General features: G+C 70.2%; 8 protein-coding genes and 1 tRNA gene. 3 read left to right on the forward strand and 6 right to left on the reverse strand.

Annotated features, from left to right (window positions below):
* Nucleotides 1-55: 55 nt before the first annotated feature.
* From DEI81_RS15765 to DEI81_RS15775, 3 genes are all read right to left on the reverse strand, one after another.
* Nucleotides 56-373 (reverse strand): hypothetical protein, encoded by a 318-nt coding sequence (locus DEI81_RS15765; protein WP_111011680.1) that lies wholly within the window; start codon nt 371-373, stop codon nt 56-58.
* A gap of 283 nt (nt 374-656) precedes the next feature.
* Nucleotides 657-860, reverse strand: a complete 204-nt coding sequence (locus DEI81_RS15770) for a cold-shock protein (protein WP_111011681.1) — start codon at nt 858-860, stop codon at nt 657-659.
* A gap of 212 nt (nt 861-1072) precedes the next feature.
* Nucleotides 1073-1145: transfer RNA gene (locus DEI81_RS15775), tRNA-Lys, on the reverse strand.
* Between the two features lie 78 nt (nt 1146-1223).
* Here DEI81_RS15775 and DEI81_RS15780 point away from each other — a divergent pair.
* The 3 genes from DEI81_RS15780 (at nt 1224) to DEI81_RS15795 (ending at nt 3986) form a co-directional block, all read left to right on the forward strand.
* Complete coding sequence (locus DEI81_RS15780) at nt 1224-1853, forward strand: DNA-directed RNA polymerase subunit beta (protein ID WP_111011682.1); 630 nt, start codon at nt 1224-1226, stop codon at nt 1851-1853.
* A 640-nt stretch (nt 1854-2493) separates the two neighbouring features.
* Nucleotides 2494-3096 (forward strand): ECF RNA polymerase sigma factor SigK, encoded by a 603-nt coding sequence (gene sigK / locus DEI81_RS15790; protein WP_111011683.1) that lies wholly within the window; start codon nt 2494-2496, stop codon nt 3094-3096.
* On the forward strand, nt 3093-3986 hold the full coding sequence (locus tag DEI81_RS15795) for an anti-sigma factor (RefSeq protein WP_111011684.1): 894 nt from the start codon (nt 3093-3095) through the stop codon (nt 3984-3986). The genes sigK and DEI81_RS15795 overlap by 4 nt, the downstream gene beginning before the upstream one ends.
* Nucleotides 3987-4077: 91 nt before the next feature.
* Here DEI81_RS15795 and pstB read toward each other — a convergent pair whose 3' ends face one another.
* Genes pstB through pstC form a run of 3 tightly spaced genes read right to left on the reverse strand, consistent with a single transcriptional unit; the run spans nt 4078 to nt 6954 of the window.
* Entirely contained in the window at nt 4078-4857 is a 780-nt protein-coding gene (gene pstB / locus DEI81_RS15800; protein ID WP_111011685.1) for a phosphate ABC transporter ATP-binding protein PstB, read from the reverse strand.
* A 50-nt stretch (nt 4858-4907) separates the two neighbouring features.
* Nucleotides 4908-5987 (reverse strand): phosphate ABC transporter permease PstA, encoded by a 1080-nt coding sequence (pstA, locus tag DEI81_RS15805; protein ID WP_111011686.1) that lies wholly within the window; start codon nt 5985-5987, stop codon nt 4908-4910.
* A gap of 16 nt (nt 5988-6003) precedes the next feature.
* A complete protein-coding gene (pstC, locus tag DEI81_RS15810) occupies nt 6004-6954 on the reverse strand; it encodes a phosphate ABC transporter permease subunit PstC (RefSeq protein WP_111011687.1) in 951 nt (316 codons plus the stop codon).
* Nucleotides 6955-6985: the final 31 nt, after the last annotated feature.

Genomic DNA, 6985 nt, shown 5'->3' on the forward strand with positions numbered 1-6985 from the left:
GAGCGGGGGCGGGAGGGGGCGTGGGAGCGGGGGCGCGACCGGGCGCGGGAGCGGCTCAGGCTCGGCGCATGCGGAGGGCCTCGACCGCGAGGGACTCGGACGGGTAGCGGCCGATCTCCTCGGCCCAGGCGGGGTCGTCCCCGCGGAGCGCCACGAAGGACTTGCGCTGCCCCTTGACGTACCCGAGCACGCGTGTGGGCGTGTGCACCTCGACGAAGTCCGCGCGGATCCGCCGCGTCGAGACCCGCGCGTTGCGGCGGAGCTCGTCGAGCAGACGATCGTCCGAGAGCGCGAGGCGCCCCGTGGCCGGGGCCATCGCCCGTCGCGCTCCGCCGGTGGTGCTGGTGTGCGTGTCGTGGATGGGTTCGGTCACGGTGTACCCCGTTCGTCGTTGCTGGTGGTGCCAGTGTCGGGACCCACGTGGTGGATCCGCGAACGACGCTATCGGCGCCTCCCCCTCGAACCACTGAGCGGCAGCTGAACAGTGGACAAGATCAGCCGTGACAGCGCTGAGGAGCGCGTGTACCCCGCTGCGCCCACCTCGGGCGCGTCGCCCGAGGCGCGGGGACGCCGACCGTGCCCCCGAGCGGACGCCCCGGGAACGACGAAGCGCGGGCCCCGATGAGGGACCCGCGCTCCGAACAGAGACCGGGAGGTCAGATGACGCGGATGTTCTCCGCCTGGAGCCCCTTCGGGCTGGTCGCGACGTCGAACTCGACGCGCTGGTTCTCCTCCAGCGAGCGGTAGCCGCCCGTCTGGATGGCGGAGTAGTGAGCGAAGAGGTCGCCGCTGCCGTCGTCGGCAGCGATGAAGCCGAAACCCTTCTCGGCGTTGAACCACTTGACGATGCCTGTAGCCATGACTGCGTTGTTTCCTTGTTCTGCTGGTGCGGTACGCGTCTGTTCTGCGCATCGACTGTCCGCCCAACCTACGGCATCCGGCCTGACAACGCGACGGTGGATCCGATGGATGTGCGTATTTCATCTGCGGGTCACGGTCCCGTCACCCGGACGGAGACCCGCGCCGCTGCCGCCACCACTCGGAGGGGCGCCCCGGATCGCGTTCGCGACGGTGGGCCCCGTGGGGCTCGAACCCACGACCCTCGGATTAAAAGTCCGGTGCTCTACCGACTGAGCTAGAGGCCCTCGCCCTCCAGCGTATCGGCCGACGGAGCGCCGTCCCACCTGACCACCGTGTCACCGGTCCCGCCTACACTGACGCCGATGCCACGCGACTACCACCGACCCGTGCAGTTCACCGCCGCCGAGTTCGAGGCCATCCAGGGCGGCAACGACCCGGCGCTCATCAACCGTGTCGCGCACGAGACCGCGACGGCGTTGGTGCACCGCGTCCGCACCGATCCGGACCCCGCCGTCGTCGAGCGCCTCGTGACCTACACGGACGTGCACGGGATCGACGCCCTCGCAGAGCTCTGGGCACGGGTCGGCGCACACACCCTGCCCGGTGCGCTCTGGCGGATCTACCTCGTCCGCACCCTGATCCGGCAGAACCCGGACGAGGTCGCGTACCTCTTCGAGCGCGGCACCGAGGCCGTCTCGACGATCGACCAGGCCGTCGCGGGCGCGGAGCAACCGACCGGACCGGCCGAGATCGTCACCCTGGCGGACGAGATCCTCCGCGGCCTGTACACCGGCGACTTCGCGGTCGCGCTCGAGCGCGGAGCGGCGTTCTGCCGCCTGACGGCCGCCGGAGCGACGAGCGTCGCGGACGACGCCGACCTCACGGCGGAGGACCGAGCCAGCGAGCTCACCCGTCGTGCGTTGCGCCTGTCCGAACTCGCCGAGGACCTCGCTGCGGCCGCCGGGTTGTGGCGCCGCGACAGCCTCGACTGACCGCACCGACGCGCCCGGGGCGCGCGCACGTCCTCTCTGCGTGAACACCCGACGGTGGCCAGGGCGCCTTCGCTACACTCGTCCACGTCGGGCCGCAGTAACCCCGGGCTCCAAAATTCGCCGCTCCGAGCGGCCTCGCGCCGAGAGGCGTTTCTGCGGTCCGGCGTCCACGTCACGACGGGCCCGGCGGTTCCCTCCGCCGGGCCCGTCGTCGTTCCCGCGACCCGGATCATCGGGCGTCCGGTGTCGACGACGGTCCCGCTGGAGCCTGGTGCGGGTGCGGGTGCGGGTGCGGGTGCGGGTGCGGGTGCGGGCGCAGGTGTCGACGGGGCCGCTGTCGTTCGACCTCCGCACTGTCGTGTCCGCCGCCCCGGACCTTCTGCCGCCCCGGACCTTCCGCGGCACCCCGCCGGAAGCCCGCCCAATCCGATCCGCGGGGGACGCCGAATCCCTGCTGTGACGGCGGGACGGCCGCTCACCACCGGAACCACCCCGTGCGACCCGGGCCGACGGCCCATTCCCTGCGGGTCGCACGGGGTCCGGTGCCGTCGCCGTCCAGCCGTCATCGACGTACCCGGAACCACCAGCGCGTCGTGGACAACGGCTGCGCTCCGACGCCCTGTGAGGAGGAAAACCTGCGATGCTGACTCTCGTGGAACGCGACACGAACGGCTACGAGGCCCCCTCGTCCCCACTCGTTGCGTCGCCGGACGAACTCCTCACGCGCGTCGCCGCTGGCGATCAAGAGGCGTTCGGAGCCCTGTACGACCAGCTCTCGGGCCGCGTCATGGGTCTCATCACGCGGCTGCTCCGAGATCATGCCCAGTCCGAAGAGGTGACGCAAGAGGTCTTCCTCGAGGTCTGGCAGAACGCCAGCCGGTTCGACGCCGCGCGCGGTTCGGCCCCGAGCTGGATCCTGACGATGGCGCACCGACGCGCGGTCGACCGCGTGCGGGCCGCACAGTCCTCGCGTGACCGGGACACGAAGGTGGGCATCCGCGACTTCGAGACGGACTTCGACTCGGTGACCGAGTCGGTCGAGATCCGCATCGAGCACGAGCGGGTGAGCCGGGCGCTCGCCCGCCTCACCGAGTTCCAACGCCAGGCCGTCACCATGGCCTACTACGGCGGCTACTCGCACAGCGAGATGGCCGCGATCCTCGGTGTCCCGATCGGCACCGTGAAGACCCGTCTCCGTGACGGGATGATCCGACTCCGCGACGAGATGGGGGTGAGGTCATGACCATCCGATCCGACGACGTGGCGCTCATGACGGGTTCCTACGCGACCGATGCGGTCGACGCCGTCGAGCGCGCTGCGGTCGACGCGGCGATGGCCGCATCCGACCCGGTGCGTGCCGAGGTGGACTCGCTCCATGAGACCGCACTGCTGCTGGCCTACGCGGTCGAGCCGGTCGAGCCGCCGCGCGACCTCCGGGCCGCGCTCATGGCGAAGATCGCCACGACGCCCCAGCTCCCGGCGCTGCCGGTCGAGGACGCACAGGGCGGCTCGTCCGTGGGTGACCTCGCCGCCGCCGCGCCCGGCTCCGCACAGTCCGTCGCGCCGCAGCCGGTCGCCCGGGAGGCCCGGCACGCGGCCGTCACGGACGTCACCGCCGCCCCCGCCGGCACGGCGTCGGGGACCGCGCGGGTCCGCTGGTTCCAGCGTCCGGCTCGCGTGGTCCTGGCCGCTGCCGCCGCGGTGGCCGTGATCGCCGGCGGCACCCTCGGGATCCAGTCGCTCGCCGAGCACGAGACCGGACCCGGACAGGGGCAGGTCCAGGCCTCGACGAAGCTCGACCAGATCTACGCCGCCGCGGACTTCCAGCGGGCGTCGACGACGGTCAAGGGTGGAGGCACGGCCACGGTCGTGTGGTCCGACCAGCTCCGCAAGTCCGCCGTGATCTTCAAGGGCGTCAAGGCCGCGCCCGCCGGCAAGACGTACGAACTCTGGTACATCGGGTCCTCGATCACACCGGCGGGACTCGTCGGCTCGGTCGACGGTGGCACGACGAGCGCGGTGCTCTCCGGCGCCAAGGCGGCGGGCGACACCATCGGCATCACGGTCGAACCCGCCGGGGGCTCGAAGCAGCCGACCACGAAGCCGATCGTGGCGGTACCCACGAGCGCCTGACGACCAGGTCCAGGACGGACGGGAGGCGGTGCACCTGCTGGTGCACCGCCTCCCGTCATCCGCTCTGCCCCGCGGCGCGTGGCCGGTGGGATCACCCGAAGCGGCCCGAGACGTAGTCCTCGGTGGCCTGCACGGTCGGGTTCGAGAAGATGTTCGCCGTCTCGCCGTACTCGATGAGGTGACCGGGCTGGCCGGTGCCCGCGATGTTGAAGAACGCGGTCTTGTCGCTGACTCGTGACGCCTGCTGCATGTTGTGCGTCACGATGACGATCGTGTAGTCCTGCTTCAGCTCCTCGATGAGATCCTCGATCGCCAGGGTCGAGATCGGGTCGAGCGCCGAGCAGGGTTCGTCCATGAGCAGGACGTCGGGCTGTACCGCGATCGCCCGAGCGATGCACAGGCGCTGCTGCTGACCACCGGACAGGCCCATGCCGGGCTTGTCGAGGCGGTCCTTGACCTCGTTCCACAGGTTCGCGCCCTGCAGGGACTTCTCGACGATGTCGTCGGACTCCGAGCGGCTGATGCGCTTGTTGTTGAGCTTGACGCCGGCGAGGACGTTGTCCTTGATCGACATCGTCGGGAACGGGTTGGCGCGCTGGAAGACCATGCCGACCTGTCGACGTACGAGCACCGGGTCGACGCCGGGCGCGTAGAGGTCGTCGCCGTCGATGCGGACCTCGCCCTGCACCGTCGCGCCGGGGATGACCTCGTGCATGCGGTTCAGGGTGCGGAGGAACGTCGACTTGCCACAGCCGGACGGGCCGATGAAGGCGGTGACCGTCCGCGGCTCGATCGTCATCGAGACGTCCTCGACGGCCTTGAACTTGTCGTAGTAGACGTTGAGGCCGGAGACCTCGATGCGCTTGGACACGCTGGTTCCTTCTGGGGTGGGTGGTCGGGTGCCGGTGGCCGGGGGAGTGGCTACCGACCGATCTTGGGTGCGAAGACGCGGGCGATCAAGCGGGCGATGAGGTTGAGCAGCATGACGATGAGGATGAGCACGAGCGCTGCGGTCCAGGCGCGGTCGACGAACGGCACGGGGTTCGCGCCCTGCTGCGAGTACTGCGTGTACGCGAACACGGGCAGCGTCATCATCGGGTTGCCGAACAGGTCGTAGTTCATGCTCGTCGTGAAGCCGGCGGTGACGAGCAGGGGGGCGGTCTCGCCGATGACGCGGGCGATCGCCAGCATGACGCCGGTGGTGATGCCCGCGAGGCTCGTGGGCAGCACGACCTTGACGATGGTGAGCCACTTCGGCACGCCGAGGGCGTACGAGGCCTCGCGGAGATCCATCGGGACGATCTTCAGGACCTCCTCGGTCGACCGGACGACGACCGGGATCATGAGGACCGACAGCGCGACCGACCCGATCGCGCCCGTGCGGGTGCCCGGCCCGACGATGAGCGCGAACAGCGAGTAGGCGAACAGGCCTGCCACGATCGAGGGGATGCCGGTCATGACGTCGACGAAGAACGTGATGCCGCGGGCGAGCCAGCCGCGGCCGTACTCGACGAGGTAGATCGAGGTGAGGAGCCCGATCGGCACGCTGATGAGCGTCGCGAGCAGGGTGATCTCGACGGTGCCGACGATGGCGTGCAGTGCGCCGCCGCCCACGGTGATGACGTTGCGCATCGAGTACGTGAAGAACTCGGCGTCGAAGCGGTGCAGCCCCTGGGCGATGACGGTCCAGAGCAGCGACACGAGCGGCAGCACGGCGACGATGAACGCGGTCGCGACGAGCGAGGTGACGAGCCGGTCGATCGCCTTGCGGCCACCCTCGACGATCCGCGAGATCACGACGATGAGGACGTCGAACAGGACGGTCCCGAGGAACAGTGCGCCGACGACGTTGAAGTCCGCGACGGTACCGCCCGCGTTGAGCAGGGCGAAGACGAGGCCGAAGGCGATCCAGCTGCCGGCGAGCAGGATCCAGGGGAACGGCTTCGGGAGCTTGCCCGACGCGTAGACGTTGCCGCGGGCGGGGCGGAGCGCGATGGTCATGGTTCTGGCCTTCCCGTCAGGCGACGCGCTTGCGGACGATGAACCGCGCGGCGATGTTGATCACGAGGGTGATGGCGAACAGGATCAGGCCCGATGCGACGAGCGCGTTGAGCCTGACGCCGGACGCCTCGCTGAACTGCAGCGCGATGTTCGCGGCGATGGTGCTCGGGTTGAGCGAGGTGAGCACCTTCGGCGTGACGCTGTTCGACACGGACAGCACGATGGCGACCGCGAGTGTCTCGCCCAGCGCGCGCCCGAGGCCGAGCATGATCGCCGAGACCATGCCGGACCGGGCGAACGGGAACACCGACAGCCGGATCATCTCCCAGCGCGTGGCACCGAGGGCCAGGGCGGCCTCCTCGTTGAGGCGCGGCGCCTGCAGGAAGATCTCGCGCATGACCGCGGTCATGATCGGGATCGTCATGACCGCGAGCACGATCGCCGCCGTCAGGATCGTGCGACCCGTGCCGGACACCTGTCCGGAGAACAGCGGGAACCAGCCGAGGGAGTGGTTGAGGAAGACGTAGAAGGGCTGCACGAAGCGAGCCAGGACCAGGACGCCCCACAGGCCGAACACGACGCTCGGTACGGCGGCGAGCAGGTCGATCACGTACCCGAGCAGGGCGGCCATCCGGCGCGGCGCGTAGTGCGAGATGAAGAGGGCGATGCCGATGGAGATCGGCGTCGCCATGACGAGCGCGAGGAGCGCCGCCCAGACGGTCCCGAAGACGAGGGGACCGACGTAGTCCCAGAAGCCCGTCGCGTCGTTCGGCAGGTCCCCGGGCTTGGCGGAGAACGCCGGGATGCTCTGCCAGACGAGGAACAGGGCGACGAGGGCGAGGACGAGGAGGATGAGCCCGCCGGCCAGGACGGTCGCGGTGGAGAACATGCGGTCGCCGATGCGGACGGTCGCACGCGGCTTCGGGGGCTGCACGGCCTGCGGCTGCGGTGCCGGGGCTGCGGACATGGGGCTCCTGTCGGGGAGGGCGCCGGGGGAG

The sequence above is a fragment of the Curtobacterium sp. MCBD17_013 genome, assembly GCF_003234565.1.
Classification (GTDB): Bacteria; Actinomycetota; Actinomycetes; order Actinomycetales; family Microbacteriaceae; genus Curtobacterium.